This window comes from Stenotrophomonas sp. 610A2, from assembly GCF_030549615.1.
GTDB classification, from domain to species: Bacteria; Pseudomonadota; Gammaproteobacteria; order Xanthomonadales; family Xanthomonadaceae; genus Stenotrophomonas; species Stenotrophomonas pigmentata.
Genome location: NZ_CP130832.1, coordinates 642,473 through 662,436 on the forward strand (window position 1 = coordinate 642,473; position 19,964 = coordinate 662,436).

The 19,964-nt window shown below is 65.1% G+C and carries 21 protein-coding genes; 11 read left to right on the forward strand and 10 right to left on the reverse strand.

The window, feature by feature from the left end; translation table 11 throughout:
• Positions 1-32 precede the first annotated feature (32 nt).
• The 3 genes from Q5Z11_RS02830 (at position 33) to Q5Z11_RS02840 (ending at position 3,549) form a co-directional block, all read left to right on the forward strand.
• Positions 33-1,526 carry a peptide MFS transporter gene (locus Q5Z11_RS02830; RefSeq protein ID WP_303748627.1) on the forward strand — a complete coding sequence of 498 codons (1,494 nt, stop codon included), beginning with the start codon at positions 33-35 and terminating at the stop codon, positions 1,524-1,526.
• Between the two features lie 11 nt (positions 1,527-1,537).
• Positions 1,538-2,131: a thioredoxin family protein gene (locus Q5Z11_RS02835; protein WP_303748628.1), complete on the forward strand. Its 594-nt coding sequence runs from the start codon at positions 1,538-1,540 to the stop codon at positions 2,129-2,131.
• A 287-nt stretch (positions 2,132-2,418) separates the two neighbouring features.
• Positions 2,419-3,549 carry a hypothetical protein gene (locus Q5Z11_RS02840; protein WP_303748629.1) on the forward strand — a complete coding sequence of 377 codons (1,131 nt, stop codon included), beginning with the start codon at positions 2,419-2,421 and terminating at the stop codon, positions 3,547-3,549.
• A 13-nt stretch (positions 3,550-3,562) separates the two neighbouring features.
• Here Q5Z11_RS02840 and Q5Z11_RS02845 read toward each other — a convergent pair whose 3' ends face one another.
• Positions 3,563-4,057, reverse strand: coding sequence for a MarR family winged helix-turn-helix transcriptional regulator (locus Q5Z11_RS02845; protein ID WP_282271784.1), 495 nt, complete (start codon positions 4,055-4,057; stop codon positions 3,563-3,565).
• Between the two features lie 128 nt (positions 4,058-4,185).
• Here Q5Z11_RS02845 and hppD point away from each other — a divergent pair, with 128 nt between their 5' ends.
• Both hppD and hmgA read left to right on the forward strand, forming a co-directional pair.
• Entirely contained in the window at positions 4,186-5,295 is a 1,110-nt protein-coding gene (gene hppD / locus Q5Z11_RS02850) for a 4-hydroxyphenylpyruvate dioxygenase (protein ID WP_303748630.1), read from the forward strand.
• 220 nt (positions 5,296-5,515) lie between these two features.
• Positions 5,516-6,814: a homogentisate 1,2-dioxygenase gene (gene hmgA, locus Q5Z11_RS02855; protein WP_303748631.1), complete on the forward strand. Its 1,299-nt coding sequence runs from the start codon at positions 5,516-5,518 to the stop codon at positions 6,812-6,814.
• 1 nt (position 6,815) lies between these two features.
• Here the strand turns inward: hmgA and Q5Z11_RS02860 are convergent, their stop codons facing one another.
• A complete protein-coding gene (locus Q5Z11_RS02860; RefSeq protein WP_303748632.1) occupies positions 6,816-7,376 on the reverse strand; it encodes a hypothetical protein in 561 nt (186 codons plus the stop codon).
• A 153-nt stretch (positions 7,377-7,529) separates the two neighbouring features.
• Between Q5Z11_RS02860 and Q5Z11_RS02865 the strand changes: the two genes are divergently transcribed.
• From Q5Z11_RS02865 to Q5Z11_RS02875, 3 genes are all read left to right on the forward strand, one after another.
• Entirely contained in the window at positions 7,530-8,105 is a 576-nt protein-coding gene (locus Q5Z11_RS02865; protein ID WP_405051677.1) for a lectin, read from the forward strand.
• Between the two features lie 77 nt (positions 8,106-8,182).
• Positions 8,183-9,136, forward strand: a complete 954-nt coding sequence (locus Q5Z11_RS02870; RefSeq protein WP_303748634.1) for a calcium/sodium antiporter — start codon at positions 8,183-8,185, stop codon at positions 9,134-9,136.
• A 208-nt stretch (positions 9,137-9,344) separates the two neighbouring features.
• Positions 9,345-9,788 carry a hypothetical protein gene (locus Q5Z11_RS02875; protein ID WP_303748635.1) on the forward strand — a complete coding sequence of 148 codons (444 nt, stop codon included), beginning with the start codon at positions 9,345-9,347 and terminating at the stop codon, positions 9,786-9,788.
• A gap of 98 nt (positions 9,789-9,886) precedes the next feature.
• On the opposite strand, the gene Q5Z11_RS02880 is transcribed toward Q5Z11_RS02875, so the two are convergent.
• Genes Q5Z11_RS02880 through Q5Z11_RS02905 form a run of 6 tightly spaced genes read right to left on the reverse strand, consistent with a single transcriptional unit; the run spans position 9,887 to position 15,743 of the window.
• Positions 9,887-10,207 (reverse strand): Na+/H+ antiporter subunit G, encoded by a 321-nt coding sequence (locus Q5Z11_RS02880; protein ID WP_405051648.1) that lies wholly within the window; start codon positions 10,205-10,207, stop codon positions 9,887-9,889.
• Entirely contained in the window at positions 10,204-10,446 is a 243-nt protein-coding gene (locus Q5Z11_RS02885; RefSeq protein WP_231732514.1) for a K+/H+ antiporter subunit F, read from the reverse strand. Before Q5Z11_RS02885 ends, Q5Z11_RS02880 begins: the two co-directional genes overlap by 4 nt.
• Before the next feature lie 38 nt (positions 10,447-10,484).
• A complete protein-coding gene (locus Q5Z11_RS02890) occupies positions 10,485-10,991 on the reverse strand; it encodes a Na+/H+ antiporter subunit E (RefSeq protein ID WP_303748636.1) in 507 nt (168 codons plus the stop codon).
• Positions 10,988-12,538 (reverse strand): monovalent cation/H+ antiporter subunit D, encoded by a 1,551-nt coding sequence (locus Q5Z11_RS02895; protein ID WP_303748637.1) that lies wholly within the window; start codon positions 12,536-12,538, stop codon positions 10,988-10,990. The genes Q5Z11_RS02890 and Q5Z11_RS02895 overlap by 4 nt, the downstream gene beginning before the upstream one ends.
• The gene (locus tag Q5Z11_RS02900; protein WP_303748638.1) at positions 12,535-12,915 is read right to left on the reverse strand and encodes a Na+/H+ antiporter subunit C; all 381 of its coding nucleotides are present in this window, start codon (positions 12,913-12,915) and stop codon (positions 12,535-12,537) included. Before Q5Z11_RS02900 ends, Q5Z11_RS02895 begins: the two co-directional genes overlap by 4 nt.
• Positions 12,915-15,743, reverse strand: coding sequence for a monovalent cation/H+ antiporter subunit A (locus tag Q5Z11_RS02905; RefSeq protein ID WP_303748639.1), 2,829 nt, complete (start codon positions 15,741-15,743; stop codon positions 12,915-12,917). Before Q5Z11_RS02905 ends, Q5Z11_RS02900 begins: the two co-directional genes overlap by 1 nt.
• Before the next feature lie 562 nt (positions 15,744-16,305).
• Here Q5Z11_RS02905 and Q5Z11_RS02910 point away from each other — a divergent pair.
• On the forward strand, positions 16,306-17,214 hold the full coding sequence (locus tag Q5Z11_RS02910; RefSeq protein WP_303748640.1) for an NAD-dependent epimerase/dehydratase family protein: 909 nt from the start codon (positions 16,306-16,308) through the stop codon (positions 17,212-17,214).
• 74 nt (positions 17,215-17,288) lie between these two features.
• Here the strand turns inward: Q5Z11_RS02910 and Q5Z11_RS02915 are convergent, their stop codons facing one another.
• Together Q5Z11_RS02915 and Q5Z11_RS02920 are read right to left on the reverse strand one after the other, a co-directional pair.
• The gene (locus Q5Z11_RS02915) at positions 17,289-17,762 is read right to left on the reverse strand and encodes an Mpo1 family 2-hydroxy fatty acid dioxygenase (RefSeq protein WP_303748641.1); all 474 of its coding nucleotides are present in this window, start codon (positions 17,760-17,762) and stop codon (positions 17,289-17,291) included.
• Positions 17,763-17,856: 94 nt separating this feature from the next.
• A complete protein-coding gene (locus Q5Z11_RS02920; RefSeq protein ID WP_303748642.1) occupies positions 17,857-18,783 on the reverse strand; it encodes a phosphoribosylaminoimidazolesuccinocarboxamide synthase in 927 nt (308 codons plus the stop codon).
• A 165-nt stretch (positions 18,784-18,948) separates the two neighbouring features.
• On the opposite strand from Q5Z11_RS02920, the gene Q5Z11_RS02925 reads away from it, so the two are divergent.
• Entirely contained in the window at positions 18,949-19,278 is a 330-nt protein-coding gene (locus Q5Z11_RS02925) for a J domain-containing protein (RefSeq protein WP_303748643.1), read from the forward strand.
• 11 nt (positions 19,279-19,289) lie between these two features.
• Entirely contained in the window at positions 19,290-19,964 is a 675-nt protein-coding gene (gene rpe / locus Q5Z11_RS02930; RefSeq protein WP_303748644.1) for a ribulose-phosphate 3-epimerase, read from the forward strand.

Sequence of the window (19,964 nt, forward strand, 5' to 3'; positions counted from 1 at the left end):
TACTTACCCAACGAATTATCAGGGGACACCGCATGAGCGCTGCCGCGCCGAATTCCGCACCAACCCCGGCGCCCGTGCCGGAGTTCAACAACCTGCTCGGTCACCCGCGTCCGCTGTGGATGCTGTTCATGACCGAGTTCTTCGAGCGATTTGCGTTCTACGGTATCCGCTGGGCGTTGACGCTGTACATCGTGGCCCAGTTCTCCGAGAGCCAGGCCGGTGCCAGCAAGCTCTACGGCGCCTATCTGGCGCTGGTGTATGCGGCGGCCCTGTTCGGCGGCTTCGTCGCCGACCGGATCATCGGTTACCAGCGTTCTATCCTGATCGGCGCGGCGGTGATGTCGCTGGGCCTGTTCCTGATCGCCATCCCCAACGATCAGGTGTTCCGTATCGGCCTGGCCACGGTGATCGCGGGCAACGGCTTGTTCAAGCCGAACATCTCCAGCATGGTCGGGCAGTTGTACGGCATCAACGACTCGCGGCGTGATTCGGGCTTCACCATCTTCTATATGGGCATCAATGCCGGTGCGCTGGTCGCCCCGGTGTTGACCGGCATCCTGGCCGAGAATGTGTTCGGCACCGAAGCCATGCCGGCCTACAAATACGTGTTCATCGCCTCGGGCGTCGGCATGCTGATCAGCCTGGTGTGGTTCTGGTTTGGCCGTCGCCAGCTCGGCGAAATCGGCAAGCCGCCGGCCGGTGGTGAAGGCATGGGTCGCACCATCGCTGTGCTGGTGGGTTCGCTGGTGGCGGTGCCGGTCGCCTATGCGCTGCTGTCCATCGATGCCGGCATCCTTGGCTGGATCCTGGGCGGCCTGTTCACCGCGCTGTGCGTGATGATCCTGGTCGAGGGCATCCGCGAGGGCAAGGTAGCGCGTGACCGTGCCATCGCCATGCTGATCATCTTCGTGTTCAACGTGCTGTTCTTCATGTTCTTCGAACAGGCGGGCAGCTCGTTCAACTTCCTGGCGCAGAACATCGTCAACCGTGACCTTGGGGGCTGGACCTTCCCGATTGGTTGGTTCCAGTCGGTCAATTCGGTCGCCATCTTGGCCCTTGGCCCGATCTTCGTCTGGCTGTGGACCGCGCTGGGCAAGGCCAACCCGTCCATCCCGCGCAAGTTCGGCCTGGGTCTGATCTTCAACGGCCTGGCCTTCCTGCTGCTGATGTACGCGCTGTCCTCGCTGGTCGACGGCGCTGGCAAGATCCCGTTCTGGACCCTGTTCATGGTCTATGTGATCCAGACCGTCGGTGAGTTGTGCCTGTCGCCGATCGGTCTGTCGATGACCACCAAGCTGGCCCCGCTCAAGGTGGTGGGCCTGGCGATGGGCGGCTGGTTCCTGTCCACCGCCATCGGCAACAACCTGTCGGGCATTTTCGCCGCGGTGGTCAGTGGCGAGAGCGGCATGACGGTGGAATCGGCCCTGAAGGGCTATACGTTCGGTTTCTGGTCGCTGCTGGGTGCAGGTGTGCTGCTGTTCCTGATCGCCCCACTGGTGCAGAAGCTCATGCACGGCGTGAAGTAAGGAGTCATGCGATGAAACTGCTGTTCGGAACGCTTCCCCTGTTGCTCACCGTGGCGCTGGCTGGCTGCAATCAACCGCCGCCTGCCAAGCCTGAAAAGGTGCAGCCACTGGACACGTCCGAACAGAAGGCACCGGTGGCTGATACCAGCCAGCCGGTAGCATCGGGCAATACCCCCACCGCAGCGGACATCGCTGCGGTGGCCGGGCTCAATGCGCAGTTCGACCCGGCCCGCGACCCGGTTGCGGATCTGGAAACGGCCAAGGTGGAAGCCCAGCGCGGCGGCAAGCGGATCATGTTGGATGTGGGCGGCGAGTGGTGCTCCTGGTGCCATCTGCTGGACGCGTTCATGGAAGGTGATTCGGAGCTGCGCCGCTTCCGCGACGCCAACTACGTGTGGATGAAGGTCAACTACAGCGAAGAGAACGAGAACGCGGCCTTCCTGTCGCGCTTCCCGGAGATCAAGGCCTACCCGCACCTGCTGGTGCTGGATGCCGAGGGCAAGTTGCTGCATTCGCAGTTCACTGGCGATCTGGAGAAGGGCAAGGGCTACGACCGCGCCAAGTTCGATGCCTTCCTGAAGGAATGGGCGCCGCCGGCGAAGTAAGCCTGCGATGTGCTTGAACGAAAACGGCGCCGAAAGGCGCCGTTTTCGTTGCCCCCTCCCTTGCGCGCAGCGCAGGGGAGGGCCGGGGAGGGGTGCCTTTGATTCTGATCTTTGCTGTCAGCTCTCGGCTGGAAGCAAAGCCAAAGTCAAAGCTAAAGCTAAAGCCAAAGCACCCCTCCCCAACCCTCCCCTGCGCTATGCGCAAGGGAGGGGGCAGAGCCACAGCCTTCATCTTCATTTTGTTCGCCTGCGGCCGCTAACGAATCAATCCCTCTGCATCCGGCGCCTTGCCCTCTCTCACCATGCAGCCAGCTGCCAGCCCCGATTCCAGCACCGCAACCGTCGAGCAGGACCTCGCCAGCACCAGCTTGCCCACGGTGGACGAACTGCTGGACGAGAGCGCGGCAGCAGAAGAATCCGCGCCGCCGCCGCGCTACCGGCTGCCGCAGGCTTCGGTTCCGCCCAACATCATGTTGCAGTCGGCCGTCACCCGGTTGGTCGAGCAGAAAGAACAGATCGATCAGCTGGCCCGCAACGGCTTGTTGGCCGGCCTGCTGCCGCCGGAGTGGAGTGCATCGCCCGGCAACGAGCTGCGCGCCTTCGTCGCCAGCGTGGTGCCGTTCGCCTCCGACAGCGTGCGCGGCGAGACCGTCGCTGCACGCGTACCGCTGAAATTCCTGCTTGGTCATTCGCAGCGCTGGGGCAAGCCCGATGTGGCCGAACCCAATTCCCTGTCGGCCTTCCTGGCCAGCGACGAGCGCGCCAACAGCGGTGCCAGCGATCACGCCGAAGTCATGCTGCTATCGCCGCTCGGCATCGGTTGGGCGCAATCCGGCCGCAGTCGTGTCGGCTTCCTGCGCGCGATGGGCATGGAATCGATGGCCGCGCGGGTCACGGCCCTGCCGTATCCGGCGCCGGAACAGCTGGCGCTCTACCAGGTCAGCCATGAAGGACAGACCCAGTTCTGGTGCGTAATGGACAAGCGCCGGCTGCGCGCGCTGCCGGTGCCGGCCTTGTCGCTGCCGTTGTTGACGGCTTATGGCGTAGAGGCGCCGCAGGCTTGGCCATCGAATTGGCCGGCACCCGCCGAAGTTGACGCGGCACTGGCCTTGGCACGCATGGGCAAGGGCGCTGCCGAAGTCGATCTGGTCAAGCTTGTGGACAAAATCGGACGTGACCAAGCCAACGATGCCTGGACCGGCGCCAGCCTGATGCAGCTGCACACCTGGGTGCCGCGCTGGCGGTTCTTCCTGACCTCGTTCATCGGTCTGCCGGCCGGCCTGCTGTTGCTTGCAGCATTGGCCTTGCCCGGCCGCATTGAGGCGGCAGCGGTGGCGGCGGCATTGGGTTTTGCAGGTGGTGCGATCGCGGCCCTTGCCGCGCCGTGGATCTATGCGCGGCGCAAGCACCTGAGTTGATCGTCGGCGACGATCAACCCTCGTTCATGCGCTGCAGGCCGGCATCGGCCAGGCGCGTGATCAGGCGTTCGAGCACCTGTTCCTCGTCCTCGGTGAGCGCCGACATCAGGCGCCGTTCCATCTCGATCACCATCGGCGCGATGGTCTCGTAGACCTCGAAGCCTGCGGCCGACAAGGCCAGCACCGAGCGGCGACGGTCATCGCCGTGGGTCTCGCGTTTGATGAAGCCGCGCTCCAGCAGGCGCGCAACGGCGCGGCTGACCGCCACCTTGTCCATCGCCGTGCGCTCGGACACTTCACTGGCCGAGGAGCCCGGGTACAGCGCCAGGATGGTGATCACCCGCCATTCGGGGATGGCCAGGCCGTAGCGCTCGCCGTACAGCCGGGCGATGTTGCCGCTGACCCGGTTGGACAGGACGCTGATGCGGTAGGGCAGGAACTGCTCAAGGTCCAGCAACACGTGAGAGGCGCGGATGCTGGTGGACTTGCTGTAATCGGAAGAGCTCATGCTGCAGTGCACCTTGATGGTGGTTTCATGTGAAACTATAACCTTCGGTCCAGACCCGCTTTTTGCGGCGGATCTCCCTGTTTTCATCGCCGGCACCCCGGCGTCCGCCAAGCTCCCGGAGGCAACCCATGAACACCCCTACTGCATCCAACGCGCCCAACCTGGGCATGCAGGTCACCACCTTTGAAAACCCGATGGGCATCGATGGTTTTGAGTTCGTCGAATTTGGCGCGCCGGCCGGGCAGGCTGCCCAGCTGCATGCTTACTTCAAGAACATGGGGTTCACGGCCGTCCTCCGCCACCGGCAGCGTGCTATTACCGTCTACCGTCAAGGCGGCGTCAACTTTCTTGTAAACGAGGAGCCAAACTCGTTTGCCGCCGACTTCGCCGCCAAGCATGGCCCGAGCGCCTGCGGCTTCGCCATCCGCTTCCAGAAGCCGGCTGCCGAGGTGCTGTCGGCGGCGCTGGGCAACGGTGCCGAGGAAGTCGAGCTGCTGGCTGAAACCCGCGCCGTGTCGGCGCCGGTGATCAAGGGTATCGGCGACTGCATGCTGTACCTGGTGGATCGTTACGGCGGTGCCGGAAGCATTTACGACACCGACTACGAGCCGATCGAAGGCGCCGACCAGAACCCGGGCGGCTTCGGCCTGACCTTCATCGATCACCTGACCCACAACCTGTACCTGGGCAACATGCAGCAGTGGTCGGATTACTACGAGCGCCTGTTCAACTTCCGCGAGATCCGCTACTTCGACATCAAGGGCGCAAAGACCGGCCTGGTGTCCAAGGCGATGACCGCGCCGGACGGCGTCGTGCGCATCCCGCTCAACGAGTCGTCCGACCCGAAGAGCCAGATCAACGAATACCTCGATGCCTACAAGGGCGAGGGCATCCAGCACATCGCCTGCTTCACCGACAACATCTACGACACCGTCGAAGCGATGCGTGCGCAGGGCATTGAGTTCCTGGACACGCCGGACACCTACTTCGACGTGGTCGACCTGCGCATCCCGAACAATGGCGAAGACGTGGAGCGCCTGCGCAAGAACAAGATCCTGATCGACGCCGACCCGGAAACCAAGCAGCGCAAGCTGCTGCAGATCTTCACCAAGAACTGCATCGGCCCGATCTTCTTCGAGATCATCCAGCGCAAGGGCAACGAAGGGTTCGGCGAAGGCAACTTCCAGGCCTTGTTTGAAAGCATCGAGCGCGACCAGATGGATCGTGGTGTGCTGTAACAAGCTTTGCTTGAGGCCTTTGCTTGAAGCCTTTGCTCAAAGCCCCTCTCCCGCCCGCGGGAGAGGAGTTGGGGTGAGGGCAGGCCCTTGCAGTTGCTGTTGATTTCCGCAGCCACCAACGCAGCCAATTGCCTTAGGATCAAGTCAAAAGCTTCCCCTCACCCCAACCCCTCTCCCGCAGGCGGGAGAGGGGCTCAATCGCAAAACATAGGCCGTCACCATGGTCAGCAACGCTTATCAATCCGGCTTCGGCAATGAGTTCGCCACCGAGGCTGTGCCCGGCACCTTGCCGGTGGGTCGCAATTCGCCGCAGCAGGTGGCGCACGGGCTGTATGCCGAGCAGCTGACCGGCACCGCATTCACCGCGCCGCGCGGCAGCAACCGCCGCAGCTGGCTGTACCGCATCCGCCCGGCGGCGATGCACGGTGAGTTCACCCCGTTCGAGCAGCCGCGCCTGCACAGCGATTTCAGCAAGTCGGCGGCCTCGCCGAACCAGCTGCGCTGGGACCCGTTGCCGCTGCCCACCGAACCCACCGACTTCATCGATGGCCTGTACACGATGGGCGGCAACGGCTCGGCCGAAGCCCACACCGGTGCCGGTATCCATCTTTACGCCGCCAATGCCGACATGCAGGGGCGCTACTTCTACAACGCCGATGGCGAGCTGCTGATCGTGCCGCAGCTGGGCCGGCTGCGCCTGCGCACCGAGCTGGGCGTGATCGAGATCGAACCGCAGCAGATCGCGGTGATCCCGCGCGGCGTGCGCTTCGCGGTCGAGTTGCCGGACGGGCAGGCACGCGGCTATGTCTGCGAGAACTTCGGCGCGCTGCTGAAGCTGCCCGATCTCGGCCCGATCGGCAGCAATGGCCTGGCCAACCCGCGTGACTTTGAAACGCCGGTTGCCGCCTATGAAAACCTCGACGGCCAATTCGAGCTGGTCGCCAAATTCCAGGGCCGCCTGTGGCGCGCCGATATCGGTCACTCGCCGCTCGACGTGGTCGGCTGGCACGGCAACTACGCGCCGTACCGCTACGACCTGCGCCACTTCAACACCATTGGCTCGATCAGTTACGACCATCCGGATCCGTCGATCTTCCTGGTGCTGCATTCGGCCAGCGATACCCCGGGCACCAGCAATCTGGATTTCGTGATTTTCCCGCCGCGTTGGCTGGTAGCGCAGAACACCTTCCGCCCGCCGTGGTTCCACCGCAACATCGCCAGCGAGTTCATGGGCCTGATCCACGGCGCCTACGACGCCAAGGCCGAAGGCTTCGTGCCGGGCGGTGCGTCCATGCACAACTGCATGACCGGCCATGGCCCGGATGCGGCCACCTTCGACAAGGCCTCGCATGCGGACCTGTCCAAGCCGGACGTGATCCGCGACACCATGGCCTTCATGTTCGAGACCCGCGGCGTCATCTGCCCGACCGAACAGGCGATGGATGCCGGGCACCGCCAGCGCGGCTACCAGGCCTGCTGGAGCGGGCTGCGCAACAACTTCACCGCACCCAAGGCCTGACTCAGGCCGGCAGCGGTGCTGCGTCCAGCACCGCTGCCAGATGCGTTTCGGGCAGCACTTCCTGCAGGCGTCCACGCACGCGCTGGGCATAGCCGTCCGAGGTCATTGCCGGCAGATGGCTGAGTGCCAGCTTCAGCGCCTGTACGGTATCGCCTTCCTCGCGCGCTGCCTGCACAAGCTTGTGCAGCTGTGCGGCAGTGGGATTGCGTTGCAGCGCGAGGATATCCAGCACATAGATGCGCGCGGCGACCATTGAGCGGCGCCGTTCGACGGGCGCCTGCTGCGGGACCGTTGCGGGCGCTGTATTGTGCGGCTGCTGCGCCGGTGCGGGATCGGCAGCCTGTGCTTTTGCGACCGGCGCCGTGGGCGCTTCCACCTGCAGGTAGCCATCGCGCTGCAGCTGTGCGATCAGCTCGGGCACGTCGTTGCCGAGCATGCCGCTGAGCTCGGCCAGGCTGCGCTTGCCGTCGCACAGGATCAGCGCCCGCCGCTGGCGCAGGTCCAGCGCGGCGCGGTGCGTCTGCAGCACGGTGTGGCCAAGTTCGGTCTTGTGCGGTTGCATGGGCGTTGGGCACGGGCGACGTAGGCGCCCAGCCTGTCGCCGGCAAGTGAAACCACGATGACAGCCCGGCCTTCGCGCCTGCCATGCAGGGATGCCGCTAGACTCGGCCGCGTACCCGCCTGGAGCTGCCGCATGAACCGTCTTGCCCTGCCTTTGTCACTGATTGCCGTGCTGTTGGTGGCCTGCCAGCGCACGCCGCCGGCCGAGCCCGCAACCGCTGAACCGGCTGCGGCACCAGCACCCGCTGCGGCGCCCGCCCCGGCACCGGCCGCCCCGGTTGCTGCCAGCGATGCCGACTGGCAGGGCTATGGCGCGGCACAGCTCGGTATCGACGCCGAGCAGCTGCGCACGGTATGGACGGGAGAACTGCAGGGCGATGCAGCGGCCGATGGCGGCTGCTACTACCTGTCCCCCGGGGCGCATACCGAGGGCGGGCCGTTCTTCATGCTCGAAGAGGGCAAGTTCGTACGCTATGACGTGCGTGGCGGCGATACCGCCGCGCCGGGTGGCGGCAAGATCGGCATGGACCTGGCCCAGCTGCAGGCGCTTTACCCGCAGGCCGAGCCGGTGCAGCCGCACAAGTACGTGGAGGGGGGAAAGGTACTGCGAGTACCGGCAACGGACGGCAGCCAGGGCGCGTTGGTGTTCGAGCTGGGTGCTGACGGCAAGGCCACGATGTGGCGCGTTGGCCTGCCGCCGCAGGTGGATTACGTGGAAGGCTGCGGCTGATACCCTGCTGCGGCTACAGGCGATAGTGCGGGTACACGTCCGGCTATCGTCGCCAACAATGTCGGGAGGGAGGCGCAATGTTCGAAGCGATCGCATGGTTTGTCCTTGGGCTGGTGTTGCTCGCCCTGGGCGGTGATTCCATCGTCAAGGCCGCCTCCGGCCTGGCCCAGCGCTTTGGCGCCTCGCCGTTCGTCGCTGGTTTGTTGCTGGTCGCCTTCGGCACCTCCTTGCCGGAGCTGGTGGTCAATGCCCGTGCCTTTGCAACCGGTGCGCAGGAACTGGCGCTGGGCAATGCGGTCGGCAGCAACATCGTCAATGTCGGCCTGACCCTGGGCTTGGCTGCGTTGGCTTTCCCGTTGATGGTGCGCACGCGCCTGTTGTCGCCGTTGCTGGTGCTGCTGGCGGTGGCGACGCTGGCCTTGATCGTGTTCGGGCTGGATGGCGCCATCAGCCGCATCGAAGGCATCGTGTTGCTGCTGGGCTTTGTCGGTGTGCTGGCCTTCCTGCTGAAGCGGGCACGGCATGAGCCGGCGGAGCTGCAGGAAAGCATCATCAATTACGCCACCACCCGCACCGTGCTCGGGCTCAACATCATCCGTGTCCTCATCGCCGCGGTGGTGCTGTATTACGGCGCGCGTTTCGTGGTGCAGGCTGCACCGGTGATCGGTGCTGGCTGGGACATGTCGCCGTTGCTGGCCGGTTTGTTGCCGGTGGCCATCGGCACCGCCTTGCCGGAAGTCGCCGCAGCCATTGCTGCCGCGCGACGCGGTCAGGGCGACATGGTGGTTGGCCACGTGATCGGCTCCAGCCTGTTCAACGTGCTGGTGGTGATCGGTGGCATGGCGGCACTGCGGCCGATGCCGCTGCCCGCCTCGTTCGTACGCCTGGAGTTGCCGGCGGCGATCGTGTTCGTGTTGATGCTGTACCCGATGCTGCGTGGCGACCTCAAGGTCAGCCGTGGCGAAGGCGCGGTGCTGTTCATCGCGTTCCTGGCGTGGGTAGGCCTGGAGCTCGCGCTGTTCGCCGTGTAGGAGCGGCGTAAGCCGCGAAGCTGGCACAGCTGAAAGCGCCGGGTTTTATGCAATTACATGCCATGTTGCCGCTGCTGTTGCAGTGGCTTCGCGGCTGACGCCGCTCCCACAGGTCAGCTGGCGCTGCTGCATATAGGGAGTCTGTCTCTTGCATTGATTGCCCGTGCTGGGCTTGAATCAACGGTTCCAAGTTGACAAGGAGTCGAGCATGCGTGGGTTTTTGTTGATGGCTGTGGCTTGCATGGGCTTGGCGGGATGTGCGCATGTCGGCCGTGGCAGCACATGGGTGGATCCATCCATGGCGGTGCAGCTGGCGGCTGCGGCTGGGCCGCAGCGCGGGGTAGATGGCGTGTTTGCGCTGACGGTGCGTGCCAGTGGCAATGCCGATGGCAGGTTGTACCTGAACTCCCAATCGGACTACCGCGATCCGCGCAATCTGAGCATCAGCATCGGGCCCGATGCGCTTCAGGAGATGGTGGCGCAATACGGGGCGGATCCCGGCGCAGCCTTGAAGGGACGCGCGATTCTGGTGCGGGGTACCGCACGGTTGGTGCGTATCGGGTTCGTTGCTGATGGCAGGCGCGTCAGCGACAAGTATTACTACCAGACGCATGTACGGGTCGATGACGCCACGCAGCTGCAGCTGCGCTGAAGCGTGCCTGTAGTGCCGAGCCATGCTCGGCAGGAGCTTTCCCGGTAAGGCTCCAGCCGAGCATGGCTCGGCACTACCGGTGGAGCTTGTGCCCGGCACTATTCCTTCGGCGGCTCGGGCCGGCTTTCCATCATCAGCGACAGTGCGGCCTTGGCCATCAGGTGGGCGCTGATCGGTGCGGTGATGAACAGGAACACGGTGATCAGCAGCTCACGCGGCTGCGGGTCCTGGCCGAGGAAGATGTGGTACGCCACCGAGCACACCAGTACGCAGCCCACGCCCAGCGTGCTGGCCTTGGTCGGTGCATGCAGGCGTTTGAAGAAATCGGAAAAACGCACCAGGCCCAGCGCGCCGACCAGGATGAAGAAGCAGCCAAAGGCCAACAGCGCCGACAGCGCGATCTGCAGAAACGTGATCATTCGACGATATCCCTGCGCAGCACGAACTTGCTCAGCACCACCGTGCTGCAGAAGCCGAGCATGGCGATGATCAAGGCAGCCTCGAAGTAGATGGCCGAGTCCAGGTACATGCCGAACAGCATCAGTTCGGCGATGGCGGTGACCGACAAGGTGTCCAGCGCGAGGATGCGGTCTGGCACGGTGGGCCCGCGCAGCAGCCGCCACAAACCCAGCAGCATGGCGATGCCGACCACGTGCATGCACACGATCAGCGTGGTTTCGAATATCTGGTAACCGTTCACGGGAAGATCTCCATCAGCGGCGCTTCGTAGCGGCTCTTGATCTCGTTGATCAGGGCATTGGCATCTTCAAGGTGCAGCACATGCACCAGCAGATGGCGGCGGTCTTCGGACAACGCCGCCGACACCGTGCCCGGGGTCAGGGTGATGAAACTGGTCAGCGCGGCGATGCCGTGGATGTTGGCGATATCCAGCGGCACCCAGATGAAGCCGGGCTTGAGCTTCTCTTCGCGGCCCAGCACCTGCGCGGCGACGCGCAGGTTGGACACCAGGATGTCCCACAGCACCACCGCCAGCAGCTTGGGCACCGGCCGCAAGGTGCCGAGGCGGGCGAACTCGCGGTCCAGGCGCGCAGCGAACAGCGGAATCACCACGCCCAGCAGCAGGCCGAGCACGAGTTGGCCCAGATCGAAGCTGGACGACATCACCATCCAGAACGCGACAACGGTGATCGACAGCGCAGGCGAGGGGAAGATGCGGCGCAGCAGGGGGCGACGGTCGCTCATGGCTGCCTCACCTGCGGCGCGGTGCCGCGTACGTCATGCAGGTATTGGTCCGGCGCCAGCAGCTGGGCGGCGATGGCATCGGTCTGGCGCATCAGTGGCGCGGCGAACACACTCATCAACACCACATAGCCCAGCAGCAGGCAGGTTGCGGCGGTCTCGAATGGCCGCGCTGGCGCATCCACCGGTTCGGGTTCGGGTATGGCGGCATCATCGTCGCCGGGCACGCGCCAGAACAGGCGGATGCCGGTGCGTGCCAGGCCCATGATCACCAGCAGGCTGCTGCCCAGCACGGCGCTCCAGACCACCGCGGTATGCGCATCCGGAACCGCCGACAGCAGTGCGGCCTTGGCGAGGAAACCGGCCAGCGGCGGCAGGCCGGCCACCGCCACAGCGCCAATCAGGAAAAGCAGACCTGGCACGGTACGGCTCGGCAGCACGGCGCTGAGCTCGTGTTCGCGGCGGCGGTCGGCCTGCACGCGGCGACGGCGCATCAGGTCGGCGATCAGGAACAGCGCGGCGGCGGCGAAGGTGCTGTGCGGCAGGTAGTACAGGCCGGCGGAAATGGTGCCAGCACTGCCCAACGCGAAGGCGATGAACAAAGTCGCGGCCGATACGACAACCAGATACGCCACCAGCACGCTCATGCGTGTTGCTGCCAGCGCACCCAGCGCGCCAACCACCAGTGTCGCGATGCCGGCCCATAGCAGCCAATCGCTGCCGTAGCCGCTCATTGCACCGGCGTCGGCATCGAACCACAGCGAGGTCACCCGCAGCACCGAATACAGGCCGACCTTGGTCATGATCACGAACAGCGCGGCAACTGCAGCCGGTGCGCGTGCATAGGACTCGGGCAGCCACAGGTACATCGGCAGCAGTGCGGCCTTGGAGCAGAACACCAGCAGCAGCAAGCCCAGGGCGGCCTTGGCCAGCTTCAGGTGCGAAGGCGGCAACTCGGCGACGCGCTGGCCGATCTCGGCCATGTTCAAGGAGCCGAGCGTGGCGTAGAGCATGCCCAGCGCGATCAGGAACAGCGTGGACGCAGTGACGTTGAACACCACGTAATGCAGGCCGATGCGCATGCGCAGGCCGCGCCCGCCGGACAGCAGCAGGCCGTAGGAGGCGATCAGCATCACCTCGAAGAAGACAAACAGATTGAAGATGTCGCCGGTCAGGAAGGCACCGTTGAGGCCAACCAGCTGGAACTGGAACAACGCATGGAAGTGCGGCGCGCGCCGGTCCCAGCCGGTGCAGGCATACAGCAGGCAGGCGATGGCCAGCAGCAGGGTGGTGACCAGCATCCAGCCGGCCAGGCCATCGGCAACCAAGGCGATGCCCAGGCGTGCCGGCCAGTCACCGAGCAGGTAGGCCGAGATCTGGCCCTGGCTGGTTTGTGCGAACAGCAGTGCCACCACTGCTGCCAACGCCGCCATGCTGGCCCAGGCCACCGTGCGTTGCACCTTGGGTCCGTAGCGGCGGTGCTCGATGAACAAGGACAGCGCTGCGCCGAGCAGGGGAATCAGGATCGGCAGGATCACCAGATGATTCATGCGCCGCCCCCCGACTTGGCCGCGTCATCAGCCGGCAGTTCAGGCTCGTGCGCGTCCACATGATCGCTGTGGTTGTCGCTGCGGCTGCGCATCGCCAGCACGATGGTGACCGCAGTCATCGCGAATGCAATCACGATGGCGGTCAATACCAGCGCCTGTGGTAGCGGGTCGGTGTAGTGGGCGAGGGTGGTTGCCACGCCATCCTTGAGCACCGGTGCCTTGCCGATCACCGGCCGCCCCGCGCTGAAGATCAGCAGGTTGGTGGCATAGGACAGGAAGGTCATGCCCAGGATCACATCGAAGCTGCGCGCGCGCAGCAGCAGGTAGATGCCGATGCCGGCCAGTACGCCGATGGCGCTTGCCAGTGCCAGTTCCATCAGTGCATCTCCCCGGTGCGTGCCGAACGGCGGTGGATATCGATTTCGCCGTTGCGGGCATTGCGGGTGCGCGAGGGCTTGATGGTGCCCATCATCGACAGGATCAGCATCACTCCGCCGAACACCACCAGGTAGACGCCGGTATCAAAGCCAATCGCACTGGCCAATGGCACCGTGCCGATCAGCGGCAGCTCAAGGTCCAGATGGCCGCTGGTCAGGAACGGCACGCTGAACAGCATCGAGGCCGCGCCACTGAGCAGGGCGATCAACAGGCCCAGGCCGATGCAGCGGATGTAGTCGAAGCCGAAGCGTGACTCCACCGAGACGGTGCCCTGGATGACGTACTGGATCAGCAACGGCACCGCCAGCACCAGGCCGGCGATGAAGCCGCCGCCTGGCGCGTTGTGGCCGCGCAGGAACAGGAAGATCGATACCGTCAGCGTCAGCGGAAACATGATCTGGGCCAGATCGGCCGGCACCGGCAGCTTGATCGGCGGGCCAGGCATGATCTGCTCCGGCGCCATCCGCGTGCGTCGCAGCATCGCGTGCACCACCAGCGCGGCGATGCCGAACACGGTGATCTCACCGAAGGTATCGAAGCCGCGGAAGTCGACCAGGATCACGTTGACCACGTTGTGGCCATAGGCCTCGGGCAGCGAGCGCAGCAGCATCTCGCCGGCCATGGTGTTGGGCGGCAGCGTCATCAGCGAGTAGGCCAGCGCGGCGATGCCACCGCCAGCAACGATGGCGAGCAGCGCATCGCGGCGCTTGCGCCAGCGCGAGTGTTCCGGCGGCGACTGCGTTGGCAGGTAGTTCATGCCCAGCAGCATCAGCGCCAGCGTCACCATCTCCACCATCAGCTGGGTCAGGGCCAGGTCGGGTGCGGACAGGAATACGAAGGTCAGCGCCACCATCAAGCCGGTGCCGCCCATCACGATCACCGCCAGCAGGCGCTGCTGGTACAGGAACAAACCGGCGAAGGCGCAGGCCAGCATCACCAGCCACAGCGTCCAGCCCAGCAAGGGCATGGACTGCGGGGCCGGCCACACCGGCATCACCGGGCTGGCGACATAGGGTGCAGCGGCAACGATCACCGCCACCAGCACCAGCGCGAACAGCATCCGCTGCAGGCTGCCGTTGGCCAGTGCGGTGGTGACGCGGTGGGCGAAGCCGAACAACACATCCAGGCCGCGGTGGAACAGGTGCTTGCCAGTCGGCCGATTGCTCGCGGCATACAGGTCGGTGAAACGGCGCAGGCCGAAATACAACAGCACACCGCCGACCACGCCAATCGCGCTCATCGCCAACGGCAGGTTGAAGCCGTGCCAGACCGACAGGCTGTATTCCGGCATCGCGGCGCCAAGGATCGACGCCGCAGCGGTCTGCAGTACCGGCGCGATGGTCAGCGCCGGGGCAATGCCGACGGCCAGGCAGATCACCACCAGTACCTCCACCGGCACCTTCATCCAGCGCGGCGGCTCATGCGGCACCACGTCGATATCGACTGGTCCCTTGCCGAAGAAGGTGTCGTGGACGAAGCGCAGGCTGTAGGCGACGCCAAGGATGCCGGCCAGCAGGGCGGCGGCACTCATTGCCGAGCGCATCCAGTCCGGGCCCTGCGTCGCCAGTGCTTCGGCGAACAGCATTTCCTTGGACAGGAAGCCGTTGAGCAGGGGGATACCGGCCATGGCCAGCGAGGCGACGATGGCCAGTGCGCTGGTGATCGGCATCAGCTTGCGCAGGCCGCCCAGCCTGCGCATGTCGCGGGTGTGGGTCTCGTGGTCGATGATGCCGGCGGCCATGAACAGCGAGGCCTTGAAGGTGGCATGGTTGAGGATGTGGAACACGCCGGCCACCACCGCCATCGGCGCGGACAGGCCGAACAGCAAGGTGATCAGGCCCAGGTGCGAGATCGTCGAATAGGCGAGCAGACCCTTGAGGTCATGCTGGAAGATCGCGTTCCAGGCACCGATCAGCAGGGTGAGCGCACCGATGCCACTGACCACGTAGAAGAACAATTCGGTGCCGGCCAGCGCCGGGTGCAGCCGTGCCAGCAGGAACACGCCGGCCTTCACCATCGTTGCCGAATGCAGGTAGGCCGACACCGGCGTTGGCGCAGCCATCGCCTGCGGCAGCCAGAAGTGGAACGGGAACTGCGCGCTCTTGGTGAAGATGCCGGCCAATACCAGCAGCAATGCCCAGGGGTACAGGGCGCTGGCGCGGATCAGATCGCCCGAGGCCAGCACCACGTCCAGGTCGAAGCTGCCGACGATGCGGCCGATCAGCAGCACACCGGCCAGCAGCGCCAGGCCGCCACCGCCGGTGACGATCAAGGCCATGCGCGCGCCCTCGCGGGCGTCCTTGCGGTGCGACCAGAAGCCGATCAGCAGGAACGAGCTGATGCTGGTCAGCTCCCAGAACACCATCAGCAGCAAGAGGTTGCCGGCCAGCACCATGCCGAGCATCGCGCCCATGAACAGCAGCAGGTAGCTGTAGAAGCGCCGCGCGCTGTCCTTGGCTGACAGGTAGTAGTGCGCATACAGCACCACCAGAGCGCCGATACCGAGCACCAGCCCGGTGAACATCCAGGCCAGTCCGTCCAGTCGCAGGCTGAAGTCCAGGCCTATCTGCGGCAGCCACTGCCAGCTGTTGCGGACGATCTCGCCATCGAGCACGGCCGGGCTGGCGCTGCCGAGCAGGGCCAGACCCAGAACAGGCGCCGCTGCTGCTGTCCATGCGGCTGCACTGCGCGACAAACGGCCATTGAGAGCGATGGCCGCTGCCAGCAGAAAAGGCAGCGCAAGCAGTAGCAACAGGACTGGCGTCATGTAGGGGCGCGGTTCAGAAAGGGGTTTTGCAGTCTAACAGGCGATTTTTTCGATCCGCGAGCTTTTATGAATGATCCGTTCGGATTAGATCGCCCGAGCCAGCGCTGCCAGTGGCTCAGCCCGGGAAACGCGGAAGTGCGGCGGACTTCCGGTCGGCGGCAGCAGGCCTGAAGCTTGTGGGAGCGGCGTGAGCCGCGAAGCTGACGAACGTTCTGCCGCGGCAACAGCGACGGCGCAAGTCCAAGGCACCCCTCCCCAAGCCGTCCGGCCCGAAGGCATAGCCTTCGGTCGTTCATCAGGTCGCGCGGCAGTGCCGCGCAAGCAGATCTTCTTCACCCCCTTGCCTACGGCAAAGGGAGGGGCAAATGCTGCAGGTTTGTAGGAGCGGCGTAAGCCGCGAAGCTGGCGCAGGATCAGATGGCAAAGCTTCCGAGGGCTTCAGCAACATCTGCTTCGCGGCTTACGCCGCTCCCACAACCGGCGCTCCCAGCGTCCCTACGGCGCGATGCTCAATCCCGCCAATGGCTGCGGAATCAGGCCTGCTTCGCCTATCCTTCCGCGCATGGAAAACGATATTCGCAGCGCAGCGGAGCAACGCCGCGCGCTGGTATTTGGTGGCAGTGGCCAGATCGGCAAGCGCCTGCTGGCGAATCTGGCGGCCGCAGGCTGGCAGGTGACCGCGGTGACCCGGCAGGCGCGTGAGCCCATGCCTGGCGTGGCTTGGCAGCTGGGCGATCTGTCCAGTACCAATCTGCCGGAGCAGGCCGTGGATGCGGTTTTCAGCTGTGGCCCGCTGGACCACTTCGCGCGCTGGTATGCGACATCGGCCAGCGCTGCGCCGCGCGTGGTCGCCTTCGGCTCCACCAGCGTCGATGTAAAGCAGGATTCGTCCGAGCCTGCCGAGCGCGATGTCGCACGACGTCTGCGCGAAGCCGAGCGTCTGTTGTTCGACAGTGCAGCGGCGCGGAACGTGGCCGCGACGGTGCTGCGGCCAACCCTGGTCTACGGCGCTGCCAGCGATAAAACCCTGACCAAGATCGCGGCACTGGCCACGCGCACTGGATTCTTCGTGTTGCCGGCCAATGCCAATGGCCGGCGCCAGCCTGTGCACGTGCAGGATCTTGCCGATGCGGCGATGCAGGTGCTGGCGCATCCGGCAACCGCTGGCCAAGCCTACGCACTGGGCGGTGGCGAGGTGCTGGCTTATGCGGAGATGGTGCGGCGGACGCTGGCTTGCCTGCCTGCGCGCCCGCGCCTGCTGCGGGTACCCGCACCGTTGTTCAAGCTGGCGTTGCGGCTGGCCCACGCTGGTGGTCGCCTGCAGGGCATGAATGCAGCGGCGTTGGCGCGGATGACCGAGCCGCTTGCGTTCGATATTGAACCGGCACGGCGTGATTTCGGCTACGCACCGCGCGCCTTCGTTGCCGAGGCGGCGATGTTCAGTGCGCCGCCGGGATCAGCACAGGCATAGCCTGTTCGCCGGGAGGTGTGTTCCTGCGTGCCGGCTCAGGTGGGCAGATGGTGCGGCGGATGTATCCGCCGCACTCAGTAGCGCCAGCCGAACTGCCGGAACAGCTTGGACAGCACCCAGATCGGTCCGATCAGCAGATAGGTCAGGTCGGTGAGGAAACTCGGCCGGCGGCCTTCGATCTTGTGGCCGATGAACTGTGCTATCCACGCCACCACGAATACGCCGATGGCGACATACAGCAGCATCTGTATGCCGAGCCGGTCTTCCAGCAGCCGGCAGATGCAACCGAACACGAAGAAGATGATCAGCATGCCGATGCCCAGCGGGCGTGACAGGCGGTTGTAATAGGCCCAGGTGCCGAACATGGCGAAGGCGGCCCAGATGCCGTGCTGGAACCACGGCACCAGTGGCGGGATGCACCACAGCAGGGCGATGACCGACCACAGGATCGCGGGCACCGCGATGACGTGGATGGCCTGGTTGGTGTGGTTGACGTGATCGCCGGAGTAGCTGGCGAAGTAACGATCCACCGGTCGCGCGATACTCATTCCAGCTACCCTCCCAGGTTGACCGGCAGAGCATAGCGCGGCTTCCCTACGGATGCGCACGGTGGCGTGCGCATCCGTGATCCAGCTTGCAGGATCAGTCGATGCGGATGCCGGCCAGCTTGTCCAGCGCTTCGGCGTACTTGGCGCGGGTGCGTTCGATCACCTCGGCCGGCAGCGCCGGGCCCGGGGCGGTCTTGTCCCAATCCAGCGTTTCCAGGTGGTCGCGCACGAACTGCTTGTCGTAGCTCGGCGGGCTGATGCCCACCTGGTACTCGTCGGCCGGCCAGTAACGCGAGGAATCCGGGGTCAGCATCTCGTCCATGATGTACAGGCGGCCGTCGGCGTCGGTACCGAACTCGAACTTGGTATCAGCCAGCAGGATGCCGCGCTCGGCCGCGTATTCGGCGGCGAACTTGTAGATGCGCAGGGTGGCATCGCGCACCTTCTCGGCCATGTCGGCGCCAACCGCCTTGACCATCGCGTCGAAGTCGATGTTCTCGTCGTGGTCGCCCACCGCCGCCTTGGTGGACGGGGTGAAGATGGCTTCGGGCAGCTTCTCGGCCTGCTGCAGGCCGTCGGGCAGGGCGATGCCGCTGATCTTGCCGGTGCGCTGGTAGTCCTTCCAGCCGCTGCCGATCACGTAGCCGCGGGCAATGGCCTCGACGGGTACCGGCTTGAGCTTCTTGGTCACCACAGCGCGCTTGGCGTACAGCGCCGCGTCGACGCCTTCGGGCAGCACGCTGGCCACGTCGATGCCGGTCAGGTGGTTGGGCATCAGGTGCGCGGTCTTGGCGAACCAGAAGTTGGACACCTGGCACAGCATCTCGCCCTTGCCCGGGATCGGGTCGGGCAGTACCACGTCGAACGCCGACAGGCGATCGGTGGCAACCATCAGCAGGTACTCGCCCGGGGGTGTTCCGGCTGGCAGACGTTCGCGCGGGATATCAAACACATCACGCACCTTGCCGCGATGGCGCAAGGGCAGGCCGGGAAGATCGGATTGCAACAGCGTGGTCGGCACGGGCACTCCTGGGACTTGGCAATGAATGCCGCCGGCTTGGAGGACCCGGGTCTGGAGGACCCGCAGGGCCCGCGGCTGGTCGGCGGGCGGCCTAGTGTACGGCCGGATTGGGCCGCTGTGGCATAAAATGCGCGTCTTGATTGTCCACAGGCCATTCACCCACCCATGCGCTGGTACGGAAAACTGTTCGGCTTCATCGCCGGGGCCCTGCTTTTCAGGCCCAACCCCTTGTTTGGCGGGATAATTGGCCTGTTGCTGGGGCATGCCTTCGACAACGACTGGTTCAAGCTGGGCAAGGACCTGCCGTACCGTGAACTGGGGGTTACCCGCGACGCCACCGATGCCGAGATCGACCTGGCCTACCGCCGCCTGATGTCCCAGTACCACCCCGACAAAGTGGCCGGCGCCGCGCCCGAACTGCGCGCCCAGGCCGAAAGGAAGTCGCGGCAGATCAACGCCGCCTACGACCGCATCAAATCCCTGCGTAAACGCTGAAAGGCTCTGTCATGTCCAACTGCATCATTGCCCCGTCCATTCTCTCGGCCAATTTCGCCAAGCTCGGCGAGGAGGTCGACAACGTGTTGGCCGCTGGCGCCGATTGGGTCCATTTCGACGTGATGGACAACCACTACGTGCCCAACCTGACCATCGGCCCGATGGTCTGCCAGGCCCTGCGCAAGCATGGCGTCACCGCGCCGATCGACGTGCACCTGATGGTCGAGCCGGTCGACCGCATCGTGCCGGACTTCGCCGAGGCCGGTGCCAGCATCATCAGCTTCCACCCGGAAGCCAGTCGCCACGTGCACCGAACCATCCAGCTGATCAAGTCGCACGGCTGCAAGGCCGGCCTGGTGCTGAACCCGGCAACCCCGGTCGAGGTGCTGGACTGGGTGCTGGAAGACCTGGACCTGGTGCTGCTGATGTCGGTCAACCCGGGTTTCGGCGGCCAGGCCTTCATCCCCTCGACCCTGGACAAGCTGCGTGCGGTGCGGGCGATGATCGACAAGCTCGGCAAGCCGGTGCTGCTGGAAGTGGACGGCGGCGTAAAGGCCGACAACATCGGTGAGATCGCTGCTGCCGGTGCCGATGCCTTCGTTGCCGGTTCGGCCATTTTCAATGCGCCCAACTATGCCGAGATGATCAGCAAGATGCGCGGCAATGTCGCCGCGGCGCGAGGCTGA